We start from the raw sequence: 19,670 nt of genomic DNA on the forward strand, positions 1-19,670 counted from the left end.
GAGAGTCTTTGTGAAAGGATGATGAGATAGCTATGAAGATAAGCAAATCTATAAAAGAAGCAATGTTAAATGGAGTAAAAATTATTAAAGAACATATTAGCGGGGAAGATATTTATAGTGCTTTGCCTGAATCAGACAGATTTGAAATTGAGTTTTGCATAGAAATAGAAAAAAGTGGTTATTACAATCTATATTTGAATTATAAAATAGAAAAGTACACAAAAGCTGTCTATCTCGTAGATATAGATGGATTGTGTCATGGCGATATTAGATTGCATTCTGAATCGGGTGAAGTTTCAAAAATGAAGATTGGGAGGGCCTTCTTGGAAAAAGGTCAGAAAAAAATCAAAATTTATGGTGGCTGGGGAGTAGCTCACATATATGCAATTGAACTTGAAGAAGATAAGTTGCAAAATTACAGTGCTCCTTCATTTGATCTTTCAAACAAAAATGCCTCTGATAAATGCAAAAAATTGATGGAATATTTTTCAAAGATTTATAGCAAGGCAATTATTGCAGGCCAGCACACAAACACAGCACCAGGACCAGAAATTGCATATTTAGAATATCAAACAGGCAAAAAACCAGCTCTTCGTGGTTTTGATTTTCTAAGTTATACAAGACAAACCATTACTAATAATATGACCTACGATGCAATGTTTGAAGTAATTTTAAATAAAGGCTCTGTTGAAGAATCAATTAAATGGCACAAGGATTTAGGAGGAATTGTTACATTTTGCTGGCATTGGTTCTCTCCAATAGGAGGCAACGATAAGACTTTTTATACAAAAAACACCGATTTTGATATTGAGGTTGCTCTTTGCCCTAATACTGAAGAAAACAAAATGCTGATGGAGGATATATATGAAATTGGCAAGTGGATGAGAATCATGGCAGATGCAGATGTTCCAGTTATTTTCAGACCATTACATGAGGCTGATGGCAGATGGTTTTGGTGGGGAGCAAAAGGGTGTGATGCTTACAAAAAGCTTTACTATCTTTTGTATGATATATTTACTAATCACTTTAAATTAAACAATCTCATATGGGTTTGGAATGCACCACATCCTGATTGGAGAATAGAAAAAGACTACTATGATGTTGCAGGGGTTGACTTTTATGCCCCGGCCCAAAACTATGGTCCTCTTTCATTTTGGTATGATTATGTCTTTGAGCTAACAGAAGCTAAAAAACCCATAGCTTTGACAGAAAACGGACCAATTCCTGACCCAGATGTTTTGCAAAACACAAAAACTTATTGGCTTTGGTTTATGCCTTGGTGGGGCGGATTTGCAACTGATGGCAAAATTAATTCGTTTGAACATCTGAGAAAGGTTTATAATCATCCTTATGTTATAACACTGGATAAATTCGACTTATTTAGAAGATGAAAAAAATTAAAAATCAAGACTGCCATTTGAAAGAGGTCATTTCATATGTTCTGGAGTGAACGGGCAGCCTTGAAATTTTGTTATAACTGGGATTTTAAACTTTTGACTTTAAGTAGCTACTTTTCTAATACCAGAAAAGAAAAGTTATTTACATTTTGAAAAATTCCTTCTATGTCAAAATCAGTTTTTAAGTTTTGTAAATTGTATCCATAGTTTATATCTTGAAGTTTAAGATTCAAAACATCTTTTGCAAAAATCCATGGAATTTTATTCATGTAATCAGGGAAAGGTGGGCATTTGTTTGGGAGAATGTCAATTCTTTTGCCAAAAAGTGGTCTGTTTTTGCCAAATCTAAGGTATATATCAATACTTTTAAGTGAAATATTTCGGATATTATTATCTTTGCCATAGATTAAAATTCCATTTTCCGAATAAGCTTTTATATTGGAAATAGAGATATCTTCAATAAAATTACCTTCTTCAGGGGAAGTAATTCGTTGTGGTAATAACCAATTTGGTAGTAATCTTCAATATTGTTGGTTGCTTTGATTACAGCACCTTCTTCCAAATATAGGGTTACATTAGATTTTAACCTTATAGGGCGACTCAAATAAATTCCAGCAGGTATAACTACAACTCCACCACCATTTTCAAAACAGGTGTCAATGGCCTTTTGTATTGCCTCTGTACAAAAACTCACTCCATCTCCTTTTGCTCCAAAGTCAGTTACAATTATTCTCAAGAGTGTACCTCCTATTACTTTAGTTTTATACATTTAAAATAACCTAAAAAATCACTAAAATCCTCTCAATAATTTTGAGAAAATGTTAGACTTTGATGGTTGTAAATAACAGTGATTAAACATATTGTAACAAACGATAAAGAAGGGCATAAAGCCCTCCTTACAATCCCTATAGTGTTTGAGAAAAAAAGTTACTTTATCCACTCAACTACATTCCAGTTTCTTTCAGGTACTGTTTGAGGATAATTTTCAGTGTATCCTAAAGCAATTGCCCATAAAGGTTTGTATCCCTCAGGGATTTTCAGAAGTTTTATATAATCTTGTGCTTTTGGACTTGAAAAAAGTATCCCGACAAATCCTATCCAGCACGTTGCCAAACCGAGAGATTTTGCAGCAAGAAGGATGTTTTGGGTTGCAGCTGCACAGTCAATCTGGGCAGATTGACTATTTTCTTTTCCTGAAACAATTATAGCCATTGGGGCATTGTGGAAAACGTTAAAATCTTCTTTTAATGCGAATTTCTTTAAGTTTTCATCAGAAGACTGAAGCATAACATTTCTTATTTCTTGATTCATTTTGTTTAAAATATCAAGGTTTTGAACCACTGTAAAAAACCATGGCTGACCATTTACAGCAGATGGAGCAAAGATTGCAGCTTCAAGAAGAGCTTTTATTTTTTCCTCTTCGACCTGGTTTGATAAAAACTCTCTTACACTTCGACGTTCTTTAATTGCTTTTATTACTTCATTCTCAAACATACTGCTCATTTTACAAACACTCTCCTTTCGCAAGAAATTTCAAGAAGATTTAGTTTTCTAATTTCAAAACTCTAAAACTTGTTGGTTCTAAGTTGATTTCGTATATATTCTCATTTTGTGATACCAAAGAAGGTTTGAACTCAAAATTTCTCAAAGCATCCATAAGTTTTTTGTCTTTTATCTTAAGGTGCACATTTACTTTACATCTATAAGGCAAGAAAGACTCTATTATAAAGGTGTCATTGCTATATGCAAAAATGGCTATCTTTCCCTCGGCTTCAATGTAAAAATCAAAATTTTTCATAAATACCTTTCGAACTTCTGTCAAGACTTCAGGTGGGTAATTGTAAATGTCAGAATAGTTTTCGGGTACAGTCAACGTGTAAATAGTCCCTTTGCCATAAGAGTCTTTCATCAGAATAGGAAAGTTGTTTTCACCTGAGATTGCGACAATCTCTTGCCATGACGCATTTGTCCTGTGCTCTAAGACAGGAATTAGTATTTCTTTTTTACCATATACATACTTTGAAAATGAACAGACTTCTGTTTTGATAGCAAATAAGTTTGTAAAAACCTTTTTGTCTGTTACTCTTACAGAGGTCAAATCTTCAATTCCTTTTCCCTGCATGGATTTTAAAAAACCGGAGGTCATTATTATGCCTTTCCCAGCTAAGAGATGATTTTTAAGCTTCTTAATGATACCTTTGTCATTTGTACAGTCAGCTGTGATAAAAACAATATCACTGTTTTCAGAAAAATGGGGTGTAAGTTCAAATGGTATTCCAACCATTCCTAAGTAGTCATAAATGTGGTCTTCACCGTATGAATTAAATGGATGGTAAACAGGAATTCCTATAGGATTTTCAATGTATTTACAAATCTCATCAAGATGACGCAGCTGCAGCCCAAGTGCTGGGACAAATACAGAGTTTCTCAGGCGTGAAAAGTCAAACAAGGTAATTTCTTTTGCTTTTGCAAATACAGTTAAATTTGCTTGTTCAAGATAGCTACCAATGTTGTATAGGCAGTCTAAAGCATCAAACCAGCCACCAAGGTTTTTGCCTGGCTTTAGATTTTCAAACCATCGCAAAAGTGAATAGCTTGCATACCTTGGAAGATGCTGTTGTGTATAAGCAGGGTCGCGGGTTTCTGTACCTGTATAAGTATAATCAAAAATCTCTACCTGAGTTTGAGGGTTGTAACCTGTTTCTTGATAAGACTCTATCCAATTTGGATATTTGATTATTAATTTTACATCTGGCTTAACACTTTTTGCAGCCTTTATTACATACTCTCTTGAAACCTCTGTCATTAAATTTAATCTAAATTCGCTCCAGCTAAGATTTCCTTTTGCTTTAATGCAAGATGGGCATGTGCAGGCAGTGAAGAAAAAGTCATCTAAAATGATCTCATCAAACAAAGAAGCTGTATATTGAACAATCTCTTTTAACTTGTCTAAGTGTTTTTGATTTGTGTAACAGAAAGTATTAAAGATTCTATAATAATCAAGCTCTTCATTTTCAAATATCACAGTTGCAGTAATACCACCAGAAGTTTTGATATTTTCCCTCTCAAAAAACTCTTTAATTTTAAGCATATTCTCTCTTGGAATGGTATCTGCACCTCTGTGTGTCTCAAGATATACCTTTGAGATGTCTAAGTGTCTTTTGAAAAAATCTAAATCTTTTTCAAGTGTTTCAAGTTCCACATTTTTTAAAAATCCAGCAGGGCAGTATATTGCCAGTTTAAAGTTTTTGTATGCCATTTGCAAAAACCTTCCTTTCAGAATTTGAGTAAATCGATTACAAGGAATATTATACTACTTAAAATTTTCATTACAATCTTTTTTAGTTAAAATAAAAGACAATTACTTTTTCAATAGAAATAATGGACTGCCGATAGCATCAGCTCAGGCAGTCCTTAGTTTCTTTTCCAATTATCATAGCTTTTTCAAATGCCTCTTTTACAATATCTACACAACACTTTCCAGTAGGATTGTTTATCTCACATTTGCAATCTTTCATTGCACCAGTGATTTTACATACTTCACTGAAAGTTTCTGCACCTTTTTTCAAAACAGCATCCATAATATCTTCTTCTGTAACCTTGCCACAATAGCATACATACTTGGGATTTGCATCTTTTTTAAGCCAGATTGGTACCTTTAACTGATATTTGTAAAAAACATTTTCGCCTTTATAATATCCTACATCACACTCTGGGTTTGTGCACAAAAAATAATCTTCGTTTCCTACTTGGGACAAATACTCATCTAAAACTATATGCTTTACAGTAAAGTTCTTGACAAGCATTCCCTGGTGCTTACAAATAGGACAAACTTGAGAAAAATGTTCGATAGAGGTGCTTTCGCAGCATGAGCAACTTAAATTTGTACAGCAATTCACTTTCTATCTCTCCTTCTTTAGAACTTTTACAATCTCTCCAATAAACATTCTATGATAATCTTTTGCAGGGTAATAGTTGTCAATGCTTTTATCAAGGAAATTCTCAGGGATTATGTCTTGAAAATAAATCTTTTTGCAAACCAAAACAAGGTTAGCCTCGTCAAAAAACACTGTTTTGAACTCTTCATCTTCTTTAGGGGTGAGCTTTGCCATCTCAACCTTATTAACATCTTTGCCAGAATATTTCCCACAAATTTCAAGAGCTGATCTATACTCCTTATCAAAAAACGAAAGTGTAAAGAATTCATTTTCTTCAACAAACTTTCTTGTAAACCTCTGGGGTCTTATTACACAAAAGGCAACAGGCTTTTCCCAAATATAGCCAAGGCTTCCCCAGCTTGCAGTCATTGTGTTAAATGATTTGATGTTCCCTGCTGTAATGAGCATCCACTCTTTTCCAATTAGAGTAAAGGGATTAAAATTGAGGTCTTCAATTTTGACCATTTTGTGTGCCATGAAAAATCACCTCGATAGAAATTTTGAAATTCTTAGGAGTTTTGGATTGTCCTCTAAAACTTAAATATACTACAATGAATTTTAGTTTTCAAAGCATATCGCCCTCAAAATTCGGTAAATATATGAATTATAACTATCTTCTTTATTAAATGTATTAAATATTTTGTAATGATAAAAGAATAAAAGTACAATAGTGATTAATGAAAGAGATGCAGTTTCAAATATTCTTCTTGACCAAGAAAGAAAAATCTGTTATTATATAATTGAAAATGATTTTCAATTAACACAAAATATCAATTACAAATTGTTTTCAAAAAACAAAGAGTACTATGTTGAATATCATGAGAGGTGATCAGCTTTGACGCTGGATATGATTTCAAAAGACAAGGAAGTTATAATAAAGAGCATAAAAAGCAAAACCGCACGTGTGTATGCTTTGAGATTTGGTATAAATGAAGGAAGCAAAGTAAAATGTGTAGCTAAAATAAATAATGGTCCTATTATTCTCAGGAAAAATCACCAAGAGATTGCAATAGGAAACGGTCTTGCTAAGCAAATTGAAGTTGAGACTCAAAAGTAGAAAGGGGCTTGATACATTTGAACTGTCACTGTGTTCAAGAGATGCTAAATATTCCAGATGACAAAGAGGTAATAGCACTTGTTGGAAATCCTAATGTTGGAAAGTCAGTTATTTTCAATAGATTGACAGGAAGATATGTAGAAGTTTCAAACTATCCTGGCACAACTGTAGATGTTAATTATGGATTTTACAAGGATTATGTTATTGTCGACACACCAGGCGTTTATGGAATTTCTTCTTTCAATGATGAAGAAATTGTAACGCGTGATATTGTGCTGAATACTCAAAAGGTTATAAATGTGGTTGACAGTGTTCATCTTGACAGAGATTTATTCTTAACACAGCAGCTTATTGATTACCAAAAAGAAGTCATAGTTGTGCTTAACATGGTTGATGAGGTTGAGAAAAACAATATCACAATTGACATAGACAAACTAAAAGAAAGCCTTGGTGTTGAAGTGATAGTAACATCTGCAAGCAAAGGAATTGGTATTGACAAGTTGAGAGAAGCCATAGACAAAAATCTTTTTAAAAAGGGCAAAATCACACCTAATTTAGAAAAGATTTTAGAATCTGAAGGAAAGAAATTTTCTTGGGAAAGCCTTGCCGAAGCTGAAAATGTATTCAGTTCATCAGTATCTGAACTTCAAGAAAAGATATACGCTTTGAGGCGCACCTATGTGGATGAGATATTCAATAAAACTGTCAAGTTTGATACCAAAAACCTTGAGTTTAAAAACAAACTAAGTCGAATTCTTATAAATCCAGTCACGGGAATTCCTATTTTATTTGCCACTTTGTATATTATGTATTATTTTATGGGAGTACTTGTTGCACAAAAACTGGTTGACTTTACTATGAATACAGTAATGGGAGAATATTATCTTAGCTATGTAAAAGGTATTATAGAAAAGTTTGTTTCAAATACATTTTTAGAAAAGATTATTGTTGGCAATTATGGAATACTTTCTATGTTTCCAATCATCTTTTTGGGATTGCTATTTCCCCTTGTTATAGCTTTCTACCTTTTTATGAGTATATTAGAAGACAGCGGTTATCTTCCCAGAATTGCAGCGCTTGTTGACAGAGTGTTCAATAAAATAGGTTTAAATGGAAGGGCGATAATTCCTATAATTTTGGGATTTGGCTGTGTTACAATGGCAACAATGACAACAAGAATATTAGGGTCAAAAAGAGAAAGGATCATTACTATGTTTTTGCTGGGACTCACAATACCATGCTCTGCTCAGCTTGGGATAATCAGTGGGCTTATTTCAAGACTTGGCTTTTGGTATCTTGTTGCTTATATTTTGATAATTGGATTTATTTTTGGACTTGTGGGCAGAATATTAAACAAAATTATAAAGGGTGAATCAACATCGCTTTTTATAGATCTCCCAACTTTGAGAATTCCTCAGCCTTCTAATGTTTTGAAAAAGACCTATTATAAATCAAAAGGATTTTTGGTAGAGGCTTTTCCGATCTTTGTTGCAGCAACGCTTGTGCTTGGATTTTTGGATGCAACAAACCTTCTTCATGCTATAGAAAATTTTGCACAGCCGGTTGTTACAGGATTCTTAAAGCTGCCAAAGGAGATAACCGAGGTGTTTATCCTGAGCATAATAAGACGTGACTATGGAGCTGCAGGACTTGTGACAATTCCAACTACAAAAGGTCAGATGTTTGTTGCGCTTGTAACAACAACATTGTTTGTCCCTTGTATTACTTCTTTTGCTATGATGACAAAAGAAAACGGGCTTAAATATTCAGTTTTTGTATGGATTTCATCCGCTGTGATTGCGATTTTAGTGGGAGGGGTTCTTGCACATATAGTACTTTAAAGATTCAGTCCAAAACAAAAGGGAGAGTGTTTTTGTGATGAAAGTAAAATGTCCTGTGTGCGGTTATGAGGTGGATATTTCAAACAGAAAATGTCCGCGGTGTAACGCATCTTTGTTTGAAGCGTTTAAGTGTTCAGGAAATTGCAGAAGCTGCAAAAAGAACTGTTCAATGAAGTCTTGACATCTAAGCTTTTGAGAGAATAAAATGTATATCATAAATAAATTACAAATTATAAATTGATGTTGCGGAGCAGTGATATTCAGAATGAAAAAAGATCAGTTGGAAGAAATAAAAGATCAGCTTAAGCAAAAAGGTTATAAACTCACAACCCAAAGAAGAATAATATTAGATTCAATTCTTGACAATCAAGACAAACATTTGAGTATTGAAGAGATTTACAAGATAGTAAAAGAGAAGATGCCAGAGATTGGACTTGCAACAGTATACAGGACAATAATGCTTTTGAATGATTTAAAAGTTCTTAACAAGATTGACCTTGACGATGGGTGTTCACGTTTTGAACTTTCAAATAACGAAGATTCTCACAATCATCATCACTTGATATGTATAAAATGTGGTAAAGTGGAAGAAGCAGAAGATGATTTGCTTGAAAGTTTAGAAGAACAAATAGAAAAAGAAAGAGGCTTTAAAGTTGTTAATCACATAGTTAAGTTCTATGGTATATGTAAAGACTGCAAAAAGGAATGAGAAGATACTTCTTCTCATTCCTTTGTTTTTATACTTATCTTATAAAAATTACCATTATTATCATCGAAATTTTCAAACTTGTCTTTGAATGCAATAAATAAAAAACCACTTTTAATCAAAGGTAATACTGCTATATATTCGCCATTTTTCTTTACCATTTTAATTTCGTAAGTTTTCCCTTCAACAAATTCATTTCCAAACCCAAATTTAAGATAAATATCTTTCTCAAGACCGTCCAGTAAAATACCATTATTATAAGTTATTATCAATTTATCACCTGCTACAGGCTGTTGTGGGTAAAATTTAAAAGGCAGTTGCATCTTGTAATTGATTCACCTTCCTTTACCTTGCGAATACATGATTGCCTATGACAGCTACAATTGGTCTGCTCCAAATCCATTTATTTGTAGTTTTTGCAGGGTTGAAAAAGTAAATTGCGCCACCTGTTGGGTCCCAGCCATTTAGTGCATCCCTTGCAGCATTTATTGCTGATACTGTCGGCGAAAGGTTTATCTGGCCGTTTGCTACAGACTCAAAAGCCCCTGGTTGATAGATTACACCTGCTATTGAATTTGGAAAGCTTGGATGTCTTACTCTATTTAGCACCACTGCTCCTACTGCAACTTGTCCGACATAAGGTTCTCCCCGCGCTTCTGCGCTGATAAGATGAGCAAGAAGGTTGAGGTCTGAGCTGTACGATGAACGTGTTGTTGTGACAATTCCAAGTGCCCTGAGAGTTTCGCTTCCTGCAATTCCATCTACTTTAAGGCCGTTTTTTGCTTGAAAATATCTTACTGCCATATATGTTTTATATCCATAAATACCGTCAATTGGCCCATCGTAATATCCCCACTGCTTAAGTCTTTTTTGGATTTCAATAACTTCTGGTCCTGTAGAGCCATAGTATGAAAGAATAATAGGAGAAAGAGCATATTTGAATTTAAGGTGTTGATAGTTTGCTATAGTATATACGCTCAAACTCAAAAGTATTAGTAGTATTAATGCTTTTATAAACCTCATTTATCATCACCCCATGCAGTTTAATTCACTCTGCAAAAAGATTTTACAAATAGTATTATGCATCTAAATTTTTGAGAATATGTATAATGAATAACCTAAGCTGAATGTGCAGATAATTTAAAAGTAGGAGAATTAAAGAATTGGGGTGATGGCAAGGTGAGAAAGGCAATAGCAATTTTAATTTTGATTTTCCTACTCTTTGGAAATTCACATATTGGTTGTAAGAAGGTATTTGGCGAGTCCCTTCAAACCCAAACACCGTCCTTAGAAATTTCAGCAAAATCAGCAATACTTGTTGACTTTGACACAGGAAAGATTCTTTACGAAAAGAACTCACATGAAAAACTTCCTCCAGCGTCGATCACCAAGATAATGACTATGATTTTGATATGTGAAGCAATAGAAAAAGGTAAGATAAAACTTTCTGACAAAGTTGTCGCAAGTCAAAACGCATCAAGTCTTGGAGGGTCTCAAGTTTATCTTAAAGAAAATGAAGAGATGACAGTTGAAGAGCTTTTAAAATCAATTGCAATTGCCTCGGCAAATGATGCATGCGTTGCACTTGCAGAGCACATTGCAGGAAGCGTCCAAGAATTTGTTTATATGATGAACAAAAAAGCAAAAGAATTTGGAATGCTCGACACAAACTTTGTAAATCCATACGGCCTTGATGCTGAGAATCATTATACCAGCGCATATGATGTTGCAATAATGTCAAGAGAGCTTTTAAAACACAAGATCATCAGAAAATACCTTACAACATGGGTAGATACCATAAGGGAAGGCAAGTTTGGCCTTACAAATACAAACAAGCTTGTAAGGTTTTATAGAGGATGTACAGGTGTCAAAACAGGTTCTACCGACAAAGCTAAGTTTTGTGTATCAGCATCAGCTTTGAGAAATGGCCTTCATTTAATTGCGGTTATAATGGGAGCACCAGACAGCAAAACAAGGTTTAATGAGGCCACAAAGCTTTTGGATTGGGGTTTTGCAAATTTTTCAATGTACAGCCCTTATTCTAAAGGATATTGTTTTGGGAAGGTAAAGGTGAAAAATGGAATTGAGAAAGAAGTAGAAGCAGTTTTGAGCACAGATGTCAAGCTTATTGTTAAAAAAGGTGATGAAAGTACAGTTGAGTCAAAAGTGGCATTGCCTCAGCAAATATCAGCACCTGTGAAAACTGGACAGAAGATTGGAAAATTAGAACTATGGCAAGAAGGGAAATTGCTGGGCGTGTATGACTTAATTGCTAAGAAGGATGTCCAAAAGAGAAATCTTTTTGATATTTTCCGCATGCTTTTTAGGCTTGAAAGCTGATCTTGAAAAAATAAAATGGTCGGGGCGACTGGACTTGAACCAGCGAACCTCTAGCACCCCAAGCTAGCGCTCTAACCAAACTGAGCTACGCCCCGACCTCTTGTTATTTACATCATCAATTATATTCTAATTTTTTTAATATTTCAAGGAAAAAATTTGCTGGTAAATTTTCAAAGTATTCATAACTGTTTTTTCCCAGCTATAACTTTTTGAAAGAAAATAACCCTTTTGAGCAAGCTGATTTCGCAGCTCTACATTTTCTAATACAAGCAGTATTTTTTGAGCAATGTCTTCTTCGGAATAAGGGTCAACATACAGAGCAGCATCCTTTAAAACTTCAGGTAGACAAGTTGTGTTGCTTACTATAGTCGGGACTTTGCAAGCCATTGCCTCAAGTGGTGGAAGACCAAACCCTTCGTACAGTGATGGATATACAAAAAGCAAAGCACCGTTGTATATATATGGCATAAATTCTACATCCACATAAGAAAGAAAATGTACGTGGGAAGTGAGCTTAAGATTTTCAACCAGATTTTTTATTTCCTCATAACTTCTGCTGAACTTCCCCGGTATAACAAGATGGATGTGCTCGATTTTTTCTCTTATTAAGGAATAAGCTTTGACCAATCTTTTAAGATTTTTCCTCGGCGAAAAACCACCTACATAAAGGATGTATGGAAAATCAATGTTAAATTTTTGCGAAAGAAAGTTTTTGACTTCATCTTCTGGTAATGGCTTGTATATGTCTTCTGCTGCTAAATATGTTACAAATACTTTTGATGGATGGATGTCGAAGTATTCGCAAATATCTTTTTTGGAAAACTCAGATACAGTGATGATGCAGTCGGTTATTTTTATAATTTTTGGGACGACATCTCTAAATATTCTCAAATAGCCCGGTCCAACTGTTTCAGGAAGCCTGAAAGGAATTATGTCATGCAGAGTAATAATGTAACTGCACTTTTTAGACAGAGGAAGCCCAATGCCATTTTGAGGGACATGATATATATCAATATCATTTTGAAGTATAATCTCTTTTATCATAATTTCTTCCCAGAACTTATCTATCTGCTGAGGAAGAAGGTTGATGTTTATATTCTGTGCAAGTACAAATTCTGTTTCGCAGCTATCAGGCCAAATTATTAAATATTCATTTTCTTTGTCGAGTTTTTTGATATAATTTAAAAGCTGATAGGTGTATGTGCCAATACCGGAACCTCTATACCATTTAGCAGCTCTACCATCAATACCAATTTTCATGATTTTTTCATTTTCAATTAGGTCAATTTTATTATATGATATTAGTATTCTCATGTGTTAAAAGGGAGTGATCAAGAAGTGACGGTGAATTTTGTTGTTGATAAAGAGCTGGCAGGGGTAAAAGTGGAAAAAGCCATAAAAAAGAAATATCCTACAATTCCAATGAGTGTAATTTTTAAAATGCTCAGGAGAGGAGAAATTATTGTAAGTTTTCTTCCTGCTCAAAAAGGACAGGTTTTGAGGTTTGGAGATACAGTGAGTTTTGAGATAGAAGATAGATTTTTGGAGCACAAAAAAGAGGAGATTCTTAAAGTGTACGAGGATGACAACATTGTTGTAATTGACAAACCATACGGAATTCCATCACATCCAGATTCGAACAATGAGTACTCTGTTGTCAGCTGGATAGAAGATAATTATTCCAATAAAGAAGAGCTTCCTCAGCTTTGTCACAGGCTTGACAGGAATACAGCAGGACTTATGATCATTGCAAAAAATAGACAAGTTTTAAGCGAGATGTTAAAATATATGAGTAGAAGGGCAATTATAAAGAAGTATTTATGTATAACTAAAAAAGCTGATTTGCCAGAAAGTGGAGTGCTTGTTCACTATCTTAAAAAAGATTCAAAAAAGAGCAAAGTATATATTTCTGACTTTCCACAAGATGGCTATTCAGAAGTGGTGACAGCATATAAGATTGTAAGACAAAAAGATGACTTGCAGCTTGTAGATGTTGAAATCAAGACAGGTAAAACCCATCAAATCAGAGCGCAGCTTGCGCACATTGGGCTTTGCATCTTGGGTGACAGCAAGTATGGTGATTGGAAGCTAAATAAAAAGTACAAGGCAGATATGCAGGCCTTGTGTGCTTATTATCTTAAATTTGAGATTGGGAAGAAAGGTATTTTAAGGTATTTGGATGGTCAAAAGATAGTAAAAGAGACAGTAGAATTCCCGGTTGATATCGAAGGTTTTTCTTCAATAAACGTATATAAAGAAAGAGGGCTGGAGATATGAGAAAGCTTTTATATGCATTGGGGTCGTTTATCATAATACTTTTGATAGGGATAAATGCTCTTTTTTACTATGAAAACATGTACATCAAAAAATACATTCCTGTCTCAGCTGAGGTTTACCAAAAACCTCAGCAAAAGACTTTGCAAAAGACACAGCAGAATAAGAATACTTCTGCTAAAAACAATTCTTTGTCTGTTAAGCTTAAGTCCCAGCCAAAAGAATACAAGGCAAGTTTATTTATGGCAGGAGATGTGTTTTTCAACGGCTATCTTTTAAAATCTTATTATGACAGGCAATCTCAGAATTATGTATTCGGGGACATCTTGGAAAACGTTAAAGATATCACTTATTCGGACCTTAGTATTTTCAAGTTTGACAGCACAATTACTGACAATATTCCTGTTTCAACATATGGGAAATACAACGCTCCAAAAGAGGTTTTAGATGTGCTCAAGTCAGCTGGATTTAATCTTGCGGTACTTTCATCATCGCATATATTTGATGGAAAGGTGGAAGGTTTGAAGAAAACAATAAATAATTTGAAAGAGGTAAAGATTGAAACAGTAGGCGTTAAGTTCTCTCAAGAAGAACATACTTCAAAAGTTTTAGATATAAATAACATAAGAATTGGTGTTGCTGCATTCACAAAAGATCTTTCATCAGTCTATTTGGGAGTAAGTTCTACTTATAAAGATTTTGTTAGTCTTCTTGACAAGGATGAGATACAAAATGAGATTGAGTACTTGAAAGGACTCAATTGTGACATTATAATAGCATATACAAACTGGGGAGTTGAAAATTCAAACTCAGTTAGTTTTGAGCAGAAAGAGTTTGCAAAAGAGCTTATAAAGAATGGTGTTGATATTGTAATTGGTACTCATACTCATACAATTCAGCCGTTTGAAAAGATTAAAATTGAGGATGAGTCAGGCAATATAAAAGAGGGGATAGTATTTTATTCGCTTGGTAATTTCCTGTGTGACCAGACAGTTATTTTTCCATACAATAGGTTTGGTTTGACAGTGAGACTTGATCTTGTTAAAAAAGAGAATAAGATCACTAAAAAGATATCAGTTGAACCAATATATATCTTTAGAAAGACAAGAAGAAATGCAAGTTACTATGATTTTGTTGTTCTTAAAGCAAAAGACATTTTAAATAGAACTGATGTAAAGACATCCTACATTAATTATGCCAAAAAACTGCTTGAAGATGTTGAGAAATGGCTTAAAAATGTGCAATGAACAAAATTTTTTGTGCGTAGGGGGATTATACTGAGGTGGAGAGAAGACAGGACAGAATTCGTAACTTTTGCATAATAGCTCACATAGACCATGGAAAGTCAACCTTGGCTGACAGAATAATTGAGCTCACAGGGGCACTCACAGAAAGAGAGATGCAGGACCAGGTACTTGACACCATGGATATAGAAAGAGAAAGAGGAATTACCATAAAAGCCCAGGCGGTAAGGCTCAACTATAAAGCAAAGGATGGCAAGGAATATATCTTTCATCTGATAGATACTCCTGGTCATGTAGACTTTACCTATGAAGTTTCACGAAGTCTTGCTGCTTGTGAAGGTGCAATTTTGGTTGTTGATGCAACCCAAGGCATTGAAGCGCAGACCCTTGCAAATGTCTATCTTGCACTTGAACATAACTTAGAAATAATACCTGTTATAAACAAGATTGACCTACCAAGTGCAAGACCTGAAGAAGTCAAAAAAGAGATAGAAGATGTGATTGGACTTGATGCATCGGATGCACCGCTCATTTCAGCTAAAATGGGCATTAACATTGAAGAGGTTTTGGAACGGATAGTAAGAGACATTCCACCTCCGAAAGGTGACGATACAAAACCGCTAAAAGCTTTGATTTTTGATTCGCTTTATGACAACTACAAAGGTGTTTTGGCATATGTAAGAGTTTTTGATGGTGTTGTGAAACCTAATATGACTATTAAGATGATGTCAACTGGTGCTCAGTTTACTGTGACAGAGGTAGGATATTTTAAACCTGGAATGCTAATCCCGTGCGAGGAGCTAAGAGCCGGGGATGTTGGTTACATTGCAGCGTCAATTAAGACAGTGAGAGATACAAGGGTTGGTGATACCATAACTGATGCGAACAATCCGGCTGATGAGCCTCTGCCGGGCTTTAGAAGATTAAACCCAATGGTGTTCTGTGGAATTTATCCAACAGGAGATACAAAGTACGAGGAGCTAAAAGAAGCTTTAGAAAAGCTTCAGCTCAACGATGCAGCGTTGTTTTTTGAACCAGAAAGCTCAGCAGCGCTCGGTTTTGGTTTTAGATGTGGATTTCTTGGACTTTTGCATATGGAGATTGTTCAAGAAAGGCTTGAGAGGGAATATGATTTGAACATAATCACAACAGCACCTTCTGTTGTATTTAAAGTTACAAAGACAAATGGTGAGGTTTTGTACATTGACAATCCAACAAAACTGCCACCCCCGAACGAGATTGCCAAGATGGAAGAACCAATGGTAAAGGCAACTATCATGGTACCGAACGAATTTGTAGGTAGCGTGATGGAGCTGTGCCAGGAAAGAAGAGGAATTTTTAAAGACATGTCATATATTGAGACAACACGTGTTATTCTCACTTATGAGATGCCTCTTATGGAGATTGTGTATGACTTTTTCGATGCTCTAAAGTCAAGGTCAAAAGGTTATGCTTCATTTGATTATGAATTTATAGGTTATGCTGAGTCAAAGCTTGTAAAGCTTGACATTATGATAAAAGGCGAGGTTGTTGACGCGCTTTCGTTTATTGTTCATAAGGATAAAGCTTATCAAAGGGCAAGAAGAATTGTTGAGAAGTTAAAAGAAGAGATCCCTCGACACTTATTTGAAATACCAATTCAAGCTTGTATTGGCAGCAAGGTTATAGCAAGAGAAACAGTAAAAGCTTTGCGAAAAGATGTGCTTGCTAAGTGTTATGGCGGTGACGTTACAAGAAAGAAGAAGCTTTTAGAGAAGCAAAAAGAAGGTAAAAAGCGAATGAAACAGGTAGGAGAGGTTGAGATACCGCAGGAGGCATTTATGGCTGTTTTAAAGCTTGAAGACTAAACCATTTGGTTAAAATAAAAAAAAGGAAGTGCAAGCCACAATTGAGAAATATAGGACTATATATTCACATTCCTTTTTGTAAAAGAAAGTGTTATTACTGTGATTTTGTGTCATATGAAAATGTTGATGATGATGATGTGATTTTTGCATATTTTAGCGCGCTTGAAAATGAATTAATTTATTATAAAGAAAATTATGATATAGAGATAGACACAATTTATTTAGGGGGTGGTACACCTTCTTCTATTTCTGCAAATTATATCTTGAAACTATTAGAATTTATATGTTCAAATTTCAAGATTAAAAGCAACTGCGAGATAACCATCGAAGCAAATCCTGAGAGTATCACACATGAGAAACTTCAAAGTTACAGCTTGGCAGGAGTAAACAGGCTAAGTATAGGGATACAGTCGCTAAACGATGTAGAACTGAGAGCAATTGGTAGAGTCCATGACTCTGAGGTTGCGCTTAAGATTTTAAGTAGAGTACCTTTATATTTTGAAAATTTTAGCGTTGATGTTATCACAGGTCTTCCATATCAGACTTTTAAAAGTTTTATGCAAACACTCAATACACTTTTGGAATTTTCACCGCCTCATGTGTCAATTTATTCACTGAAGATAGAAGAGGGAACATTTCTTTTTGAAAGATATGAAGAGTATAAGAGCTTGTTGCCAAGCGAAGATGAAGAAAGAAGAATGTTCTGGTGGGCAAAAAGAATACTTTCTGAGATTGGAATTTATCATTATGAGATCTCTAATTTTGCTAAGAAAGGTTTTGAGTGCAAACACAACTTGAAATACTGGAATGTAGAGGAATACATTGGAGTTGGCTGTGCAGCTCATTCATTTTTTGAGGGTTACAGGTATTATAATACTTCTAATATAAACGAATATGCTAAGAAAATTAAAGAAAATGGTTTAGCTGTGGAAGGGAAAGAGTTTATTTCAAATGAAGAAAGTGAAAAGGAGTTTATCATATTAGGGCTAAGAAAGATAGAAGGATTTTCTCTTGATGAATTTAGAGAAAGATTTGGCGTAGAGTTTGAAAGAAAGTACAACTCTCAAATTGAGAAGCTGAAAAAATATGGATTGATAGAGGTAAACAACAGCCGTCTAAAACTTACAGAGAGAGGAATTGACCTTGCAAATTTAGTATGGATGGAGTTTGTTTAAAAAGGTCAAAGAAAGTCAAAAATATACTTGACAAAAATCTACTTAAGTGATATCTTATATCTTAGAATTAGCACTCATCAACAGAGAGTGCTAACAGTAAGGTGAGGAAAATGTTGGATGAAAGAAAAAGAAGAATACTTGAAGCTATCATAGATGATTATATAAATACAGGTGAGCCTGTTGGCTCAAGAACAATTGCTAAGAAGTACATTTTTGGTATTTCTTCTGCTACAATCAGAAACGAGATGTCAGACTTAGAGGAGATGGGATACTTAGAGCAGCCCCACACATCAGCTGGTAGAATTCCTTCAGATAAGGGCTACAGGTATTATGTTGATGAGCTGATGAAGGTATCAAGGCTTTCGCCACAGCAAGTTGAATTTATAAGGTCGCAACTTGATATCAAATTCAATGAAATAAACGAATATATGGAGAACATTGCAAAGATAATATCTAACCTTACAAACTACACAGCAGTAATTTCAACACCAAATGTTAAAAAGAGCTTTATAAAGTATCTTCAGCTTGTACCAGTTGACACCAAAAGATATATACTAATTTTAGTGACAAACACAGGTCTTGTAAAAGATATTCTCTTGGACAAACCAGAAAATGTAGACATAAAAGATTTTATATATATATCAAATATCCTTAATGAGAAACTAAGTGGGCTTAGACTTGAAGATATTGACCAAAAAATTGTGCTTGAGATTGAAAACATACTTGGCAAAAACAAGACAATCTTGTCACCAATAATTGAAAATGTACTGCGCACAATCAGTGCAGCTGACAGCACAGAAGTTGTTTTAAGTGGAATTAAGAACATGTTTGATTTTCCTGAGTTTAGTGATGTTCTAAAAGCAAAGATATTCCTCCATATATTTGAGCAAAAGGAGATGTTAAGACAAATAATAAACTCTGCAATGCATGAACATATAACCATCAGAATTGGTACAGAAAATCCAATAGAGGATTTAAAAGAGTGCAGTGTTGTTCTTTCCACTTACAGAATAGGTGACAGTATTGCCGGTTCAATAGGTATAATTGGCCCAAAAAGACTGAGATATTCTCAGACAGTTTCACTGATTGATTACATTTGTGACACTTTATCTGATATTTTGACAAGACTTTTTACAGAATAAATTAAAGAGGTGATTTGTGAAGATGCTTGACATGGAAAACAAAGATCTAAAGAGCGAGGAGGTAAACTCTTCTGAGGCTCAGACTTTAGAAGAAACTAATTCCGAGGGAAAAAATGAGAATATGCAACATTTTCAAGAACCTCAAGAGGACGCAGCAAAAACACAGGAAAATGATGGGGCAAATGAAAGTAGTGAAGATATTGAGGTTGAACCTCACCAAGAGGACACTGTGGAAACTTTAAAAAAGCAGCTTGAAGAGAAAGAAAGGGAGGTTGAAGAGTACAAAAGTCTATGTCAAAGAATAGCTGCTGATTTTGATAACTATAAAAAGAGAATAGCAAAAGATAAAGAGAATATGTATTATGAAGTTGTTGCTGATGTTGTTGGAAAACTCCTTCCGATTGTTGACAACTTTGAAAGAGCAATTGACTCTGCAAAAAATTCAAAGGACACAAATGATGAACTTTTAAAAGGACTCGAAATGATAAAAAAACAGATTGATGATATCTTTTCAAAACTTGGTGTTGAGCCAATTGAGGCTTTGAATAAAGAATTTGACCCGTACCTTCACAATGCAATTATGCATGTTGAAGATGAAAGGTACGGTAAAAATGTTGTAATTGAAGAATTTCAAAAAGGTTACAAGATAAAAGATAGAGTTATTAGATATAGCCTTGTAAAGGTTGCAAATGCTAATTAAATTTAAGAA

Annotated in this window: 20 protein-coding genes and 1 tRNA gene; 12 read left to right on the forward strand and 9 right to left on the reverse strand. The window is 34.5% G+C overall.

The features are described 5' to 3' along the window. Nucleotides 1–32: 32 nt before the first annotated feature. Nucleotides 33–1,391, forward strand: coding sequence for a glycosyl hydrolase (locus CALKRO_RS05765; protein WP_013430120.1), 1,359 nt, complete (start codon nucleotides 33–35; stop codon nucleotides 1,389–1,391). A gap of 439 nt (nucleotides 1,392–1,830) precedes the next feature. Here CALKRO_RS05765 and CALKRO_RS13830 read toward each other — a convergent pair whose 3' ends face one another. The 5 genes from CALKRO_RS13830 to CALKRO_RS05790 form a co-directional block, all read right to left on the reverse strand. Then, nucleotides 1,831–2,133, reverse strand: coding sequence for a glycosyl hydrolase family 28-related protein (locus tag CALKRO_RS13830; RefSeq protein WP_049775612.1), 303 nt, complete (start codon nucleotides 2,131–2,133; stop codon nucleotides 1,831–1,833). A 191-nt stretch (nucleotides 2,134–2,324) separates the two neighbouring features. Further along, the gene (locus CALKRO_RS05775; RefSeq protein WP_013430121.1) at nucleotides 2,325–2,900 is read right to left on the reverse strand and encodes a nitroreductase family protein; all 576 of its coding nucleotides are present in this window, start codon (nucleotides 2,898–2,900) and stop codon (nucleotides 2,325–2,327) included. Between the two features lie 40 nt (nucleotides 2,901–2,940). Continuing rightward, on the reverse strand, nucleotides 2,941–4,656 hold the full coding sequence (locus CALKRO_RS05780; RefSeq protein ID WP_013430122.1) for a hypothetical protein: 1,716 nt from the start codon (nucleotides 4,654–4,656) through the stop codon (nucleotides 2,941–2,943). 139 nt (nucleotides 4,657–4,795) lie between these two features. Then, nucleotides 4,796–5,296 carry a Csac_0668 family 2Fe-2S cluster-binding (seleno)protein gene (locus CALKRO_RS05785; protein ID WP_013430123.1) on the reverse strand — a complete coding sequence of 167 codons (501 nt, stop codon included), beginning with the start codon at nucleotides 5,294–5,296 and terminating at the stop codon, nucleotides 4,796–4,798. A gap of 3 nt (nucleotides 5,297–5,299) precedes the next feature. Beyond that, nucleotides 5,300–5,812 (reverse strand): flavin reductase family protein, encoded by a 513-nt coding sequence (locus CALKRO_RS05790; RefSeq protein ID WP_013430124.1) that lies wholly within the window; start codon nucleotides 5,810–5,812, stop codon nucleotides 5,300–5,302. Nucleotides 5,813–6,170: 358 nt separating this feature from the next. Here CALKRO_RS05790 and CALKRO_RS05795 point away from each other — a divergent pair, with 358 nt between their 5' ends. From CALKRO_RS05795 to CALKRO_RS05805, 4 genes are all read left to right on the forward strand, one after another. After that, nucleotides 6,171–6,392 carry a FeoA family protein gene (locus CALKRO_RS05795; protein WP_013430125.1) on the forward strand — a complete coding sequence of 74 codons (222 nt, stop codon included), beginning with the start codon at nucleotides 6,171–6,173 and terminating at the stop codon, nucleotides 6,390–6,392. Nucleotides 6,393–6,409: 17 nt separating this feature from the next. Beyond that, the gene (gene feoB, locus CALKRO_RS05800) at nucleotides 6,410–8,233 is read left to right on the forward strand and encodes a ferrous iron transport protein B (protein ID WP_013430126.1); all 1,824 of its coding nucleotides are present in this window, start codon (nucleotides 6,410–6,412) and stop codon (nucleotides 8,231–8,233) included. Between the two features lie 34 nt (nucleotides 8,234–8,267). Then, nucleotides 8,268–8,414, forward strand: coding sequence for a hypothetical protein (locus CALKRO_RS13605; RefSeq protein WP_158304416.1), 147 nt, complete (start codon nucleotides 8,268–8,270; stop codon nucleotides 8,412–8,414). 84 nt (nucleotides 8,415–8,498) lie between these two features. Continuing rightward, the gene (locus CALKRO_RS05805) at nucleotides 8,499–8,942 is read left to right on the forward strand and encodes a Fur family transcriptional regulator (protein ID WP_013430127.1); all 444 of its coding nucleotides are present in this window, start codon (nucleotides 8,499–8,501) and stop codon (nucleotides 8,940–8,942) included. A 14-nt stretch (nucleotides 8,943–8,956) separates the two neighbouring features. Here CALKRO_RS05805 and CALKRO_RS05810 read toward each other — a convergent pair whose 3' ends face one another. Next, complete coding sequence (locus tag CALKRO_RS05810; protein WP_013430128.1) at nucleotides 8,957–9,262, reverse strand: hypothetical protein; 306 nt, start codon at nucleotides 9,260–9,262, stop codon at nucleotides 8,957–8,959. Between the two features lie 22 nt (nucleotides 9,263–9,284). Continuing rightward, a complete protein-coding gene (sleB, locus tag CALKRO_RS05815; RefSeq protein WP_013430129.1) occupies nucleotides 9,285–9,962 on the reverse strand; it encodes a spore cortex-lytic enzyme in 678 nt (225 codons plus the stop codon). A gap of 156 nt (nucleotides 9,963–10,118) precedes the next feature. Here sleB and CALKRO_RS05820 point away from each other — a divergent pair, with 156 nt between their 5' ends. Further along, the gene (locus tag CALKRO_RS05820; RefSeq protein WP_013430130.1) at nucleotides 10,119–11,279 is read left to right on the forward strand and encodes a D-alanyl-D-alanine carboxypeptidase family protein; all 1,161 of its coding nucleotides are present in this window, start codon (nucleotides 10,119–10,121) and stop codon (nucleotides 11,277–11,279) included. Nucleotides 11,280–11,295: 16 nt separating this feature from the next. Here CALKRO_RS05820 and CALKRO_RS05825 read toward each other — a convergent pair. Then, a tRNA-Pro gene (locus CALKRO_RS05825) sits at nucleotides 11,296–11,374 on the reverse strand. Between the two features lie 40 nt (nucleotides 11,375–11,414). Then, on the reverse strand, nucleotides 11,415–12,539 hold the full coding sequence (locus CALKRO_RS05830; RefSeq protein ID WP_013430131.1) for a glycosyltransferase family 4 protein: 1,125 nt from the start codon (nucleotides 12,537–12,539) through the stop codon (nucleotides 11,415–11,417). 78 nt (nucleotides 12,540–12,617) lie between these two features. On the opposite strand from CALKRO_RS05830, the gene CALKRO_RS05835 reads away from it, so the two are divergent. The 6 genes from CALKRO_RS05835 to grpE all read left to right on the forward strand — a co-directional run bounded on the left by CALKRO_RS05835 (nucleotide 12,618) and on the right by grpE (nucleotide 19,661). Then, entirely contained in the window at nucleotides 12,618–13,556 is a 939-nt protein-coding gene (locus tag CALKRO_RS05835; RefSeq protein WP_013430132.1) for an RluA family pseudouridine synthase, read from the forward strand. Next, entirely contained in the window at nucleotides 13,553–14,800 is a 1,248-nt protein-coding gene (locus CALKRO_RS05840) for a CapA family protein (RefSeq protein ID WP_013430133.1), read from the forward strand. The genes CALKRO_RS05835 and CALKRO_RS05840 overlap by 4 nt, the downstream gene beginning before the upstream one ends. Nucleotides 14,801–14,835: 35 nt before the next feature. After that, nucleotides 14,836–16,644, forward strand: coding sequence for a translation elongation factor 4 (gene lepA / locus CALKRO_RS05845; RefSeq protein ID WP_013430134.1), 1,809 nt, complete (start codon nucleotides 14,836–14,838; stop codon nucleotides 16,642–16,644). A 41-nt stretch (nucleotides 16,645–16,685) separates the two neighbouring features. Continuing rightward, nucleotides 16,686–17,819 carry a radical SAM family heme chaperone HemW gene (gene hemW, locus CALKRO_RS05850; RefSeq protein WP_013430135.1) on the forward strand — a complete coding sequence of 378 codons (1,134 nt, stop codon included), beginning with the start codon at nucleotides 16,686–16,688 and terminating at the stop codon, nucleotides 17,817–17,819. Between the two features lie 110 nt (nucleotides 17,820–17,929). Further along, nucleotides 17,930–18,961, forward strand: a complete 1,032-nt coding sequence (gene hrcA / locus CALKRO_RS05855) for a heat-inducible transcriptional repressor HrcA (RefSeq protein WP_013430136.1) — start codon at nucleotides 17,930–17,932, stop codon at nucleotides 18,959–18,961. A 22-nt stretch (nucleotides 18,962–18,983) separates the two neighbouring features. Next, nucleotides 18,984–19,661, forward strand: a complete 678-nt coding sequence (gene grpE, locus CALKRO_RS05860) for a nucleotide exchange factor GrpE (RefSeq protein ID WP_013430137.1) — start codon at nucleotides 18,984–18,986, stop codon at nucleotides 19,659–19,661. The last annotated feature ends 9 nt before the right edge of the window (nucleotides 19,662–19,670 follow it).

The sequence above is a fragment of the Caldicellulosiruptor kronotskyensis 2002 genome (genome assembly GCF_000166775.1).
Taxonomy (GTDB): domain Bacteria; phylum Bacillota; class Thermoanaerobacteria; order Caldicellulosiruptorales; family Caldicellulosiruptoraceae; genus Caldicellulosiruptor; species Caldicellulosiruptor kronotskyensis.

Bases quoted from the DNA above. Each gene is read 5' to 3' on its own strand.
- sleB (WP_013430129.1), bottom strand. From the start codon at position 9,962: ATGAGGTTTATAAAAGCATTAATACTACTAATACTTTTGAGTTTGAGC.
- hrcA (WP_013430136.1), top strand. From the start codon at position 17,930: ATGTTGGATGAAAGAAAAAGAAGAATACTTGAAGCTATCATAGATGAT.
- CALKRO_RS05840 (WP_013430133.1), top strand. From the start codon at position 13,553: ATGAGAAAGCTTTTATATGCATTGGGGTCGTTTATCATAATACTTTTG.
- CALKRO_RS05810 (WP_013430128.1), bottom strand. From the start codon at position 9,262: ATGCAACTGCCTTTTAAATTTTACCCACAACAGCCTGTAGCAGGTGAT.
- grpE (WP_013430137.1), top strand. From the start codon at position 18,984: ATGCTTGACATGGAAAACAAAGATCTAAAGAGCGAGGAGGTAAACTCT.
- CALKRO_RS05805 (WP_013430127.1), top strand. From the start codon at position 8,499: ATGAAAAAAGATCAGTTGGAAGAAATAAAAGATCAGCTTAAGCAAAAA.
- CALKRO_RS05780 (WP_013430122.1), bottom strand. From the start codon at position 4,656: ATGGCATACAAAAACTTTAAACTGGCAATATACTGCCCTGCTGGATTT.
- CALKRO_RS05765 (WP_013430120.1), top strand. From the start codon at position 33: ATGAAGATAAGCAAATCTATAAAAGAAGCAATGTTAAATGGAGTAAAA.
- CALKRO_RS05830 (WP_013430131.1), bottom strand. From the start codon at position 12,539: ATGAAAATTGGTATTGATGGTAGAGCTGCTAAATGGTATAGAGGTTCC.
- CALKRO_RS05775 (WP_013430121.1), bottom strand. From the start codon at position 2,900: ATGAGCAGTATGTTTGAGAATGAAGTAATAAAAGCAATTAAAGAACGT.
- CALKRO_RS05790 (WP_013430124.1), bottom strand. From the start codon at position 5,812: ATGGCACACAAAATGGTCAAAATTGAAGACCTCAATTTTAATCCCTTT.